Origin of the sequence: Acinetobacter sp. YH12140 (assembly GCF_013418475.1) — a bacterium.
Taxonomy (GTDB): Bacteria; Pseudomonadota; Gammaproteobacteria; order Pseudomonadales; family Moraxellaceae; genus Acinetobacter; species Acinetobacter amyesii.
On sequence record NZ_VPBZ01000027.1, the window covers coordinates 1 to 3,068 of the forward strand.

1 rRNA gene is annotated in these 3,068 nt (G+C 49.6%); it reads right to left on the reverse strand.

The features are described 5' to 3' along the window. Positions 1 to 19: 19 nt before the first annotated feature. Positions 20 to 2,913 (reverse strand): 23S ribosomal RNA (locus FTU75_RS18035). Between the last annotated feature and the right edge of the window lie 155 nt (positions 2,914 to 3,068).

Genomic DNA, 3,068 nt, shown 5'->3' on the forward strand with positions numbered 1-3,068 from the left:
ACAACTGTTTGGGTGTTGTATAGTCAAGCCTCACGAGCAATTAGTATTGGTCAGCTTCATGCGTCACCGCACTTCCACATCCAACCTATCAACGTCGTAGTCTTCAACGGCTCTTTAGTGGACATAAAGTCCAAGGGAAATCTTATCTTGAGGTAGGCTTCCCGCTTAGATGCTTTCAGCGGTTATCCCTTCCGAACATAGCTACCCGGCGATGCGACTGGCGTCACAACCGGTACACCAGAGGTTCGTCCACTCTGGTCCTCTCGTACTAGGAGCAGATCCTCTCAAATTTCCAGCGCCCACGGTAGATAGGGACCGAACTGTCTCACGACGTTCTAAACCCAGCTCGCGTACCTCTTTAAATGGCGAACAGCCATACCCTTGGGACCTGCTTCAGCCCCAGGATGAGATGAGCCGACATCGAGGTGCCAAACACCGCCGTCGATATGAACTCTTGGGCGGTATCAGCCTGTTATCCCCAGAGTACCTTTTATCCGTTGAGCGATGGCCCTTCCATACAGAACCACCGGATCACTAAGACCTACTTTCGTACCTGCTCGACTTGTGGGTCTCGCAGTTAAGCGCGCTTTTGCCTTTATACTCTACGCGTGATTTCCGACCACGCTGAGCGCACCTTCGTACTCCTCCGTTACTCTTTAGGAGGAGACCGCCCCAGTCAAACTACCCACCAGACATGGTCCTCGCTCCAGATCATGGAGCAGAGTTAGAACCTCAATATTACCAGGGTGGTATTTCAAGATTGGCTCCACCGAAACTAGCGTCTCGGTTTCAAAGCCTCCCACCTATCCTACACAAGTAAGATCAAAGTTCAATGTCAAGCTGCAGTAAAGGTTCACGGGGTCTTTCCGTCTAGCCGCGGGTACACCGCATCTTCACGGCGATTTCGATTTCACTGAGCCTCTGCTGGAGACAGCGCCCCCATCATTATGCCATTCGTGCAGGTCGGAACTTACCCGACAAGGAATTTCGCTACCTTAGGACCGTTATAGTTACGGCCGCCGTTTACTGGGGCTTCGATCAAGAGCTTCGCTTACGCTAACCCCATCAATTAACCTTCCAGCACCGGGCAGGCATCACACCCTATACGTCCACTTTCGTGTTTGCAGAGTGCTATGTTTTTAATAAACAGTTGCAGGGGCCTGGTTTCTGTGGCTGCTCTCAGCTCAGGAAGCAAGTTCCATCACCAAAAGCAGCGTACCTTCTCCCGAAGTTACGGTACCATTTTGCCTAGTTCCTTCAGCAGAGTTCTCTCAAGCGCTTTGGTCTACTCGACCTGACCACCTGTGTCGGTTTCGGGTACGATTCCAGTGTAACTGAAGCTTAGAGACTTTTCCTGGAAGTATGGTATCAGCCACTTCACTGTACAAGTACAGCTTGCTGTCAGATCTCAGCATAGAGTACCCCGGATTTGCCTAAGATACATGCCTACTTCCTTTCACCTGGACAACCAACGCCAGGCTGACTTAACCTTCTCCGTCCTCTCATCGCATTACACTGAAGTATTGGAATATTAACCAATTTCCCATCGACTACGCCTCTCGGCCTCGCCTTAGGGGTCGACTCACCCAGCCCCGATTAACGTTGGACTGGAACCCTTGGTCTTTCAGCGAACGGGTTTTTCACCCGTTTTGTCGTTACTCACGTCAGCATTCGCACTTCTGATACCTCCAGCAGACTTCTCAATCCACCTTCATCGGCTTACAGAACGCTCCCCTACCACTTACACTAATGTGTAAATCCGCAGCTTCGGCATGTAGTTTTAGCCCCGTTACATCTTCCGCGCAGGCCGACTCGACTAGTGAGCTATTACGCTTTCTTTAAAGGGTGGCTGCTTCTAAGCCAACCTCCTAGCTGTCTATGCCTTCCCACATCGTTTCCCACTTAACTACAATTTTGGGGCCTTAGCTGGCGGTCTGGATTGTTTTCCTCTTGACTACGGACGTTAGCACCCGCAGTCTGTCTCCCGGATAGTACTCATTGGTATTCGGAGTTTGCATCGGTTTGGTAAGTCGGGATGACCCCCTAGCCGAAACAGTGCTCTACCCCCAATGGTATTCGTCCGAGGCGCTACCTAAATAGCTTTCGGGGAGAACCAGCTATCACCGAGTTTGATTAGCCTTTCACCCCTATCCACAAGTCATCCCCTGGCTTTTCAACGACAGTGGGTTCGGTCCTCCAGTTAGTGTTACCCAACCTTCAACCTGCTCATGGATAGATCACCCGGTTTCGGGTCTACACCCAGCAACTAAACGCCCTATTAAGACTCGATTTCTCTACGGCTCCCCTAATCGGTTAACCTTGCTACTGAATGTAAGTCGCTGACCCATTATACAAAAGGTACGCAGTCACCAAACAAGTTGGCTCCCACTGCTTGTATGCATGCGGTTTCAGGATCTATTTCACTCCCCTCACAGGGGTTCTTTTCGCCTTTCCCTCACGGTACTGGTTCACTATCGGTCAGTCAGGAGTATTTAGCCTTGGAGGATGGTCCCCCCATATTCAGACAAGGTTTCACGTGCCTCGCCCTACTCGACATCATTATCTAAGCCCTTTCGTGTACAGGACTATCACCTACTATGGTCGCACTTCCCAGAGCGTTCCACTAAAGCTTAGATAACTTAATGGGCTTTTCCCCGTTCGCTCGCCGCTACTGAGGGAATCTCAATTGATTTCTTTTCCTAAGGGTACTGAGATGTTTCACTTCCCCTCGTTCGCCTCATAAACCTATGTATTCAGTTTATGATACCCGCCTTATAGCGGGTGGGTTTCCCCATTCAGAAATCTCCGGATCACAGGATATTTGCCGCCTCCCCGGAGCTTATCGCAGGCTATTACGTCTTTCATCGCCTCTGACTGCCAAGGCATCCACCACATGCACTTAATTACTTGACTATACAACCCCAAACAGTCGTTTGATCCTACAAGTAGATCAACCAACATTACAGTTTAGAGCTTCGTGAATTTAATCACTGTACAGCTTCAATTAGATTCATATACCAAAACGCTTGATTCAGTTAATTTCGCTAGTAACTCATTTCATTCAACTT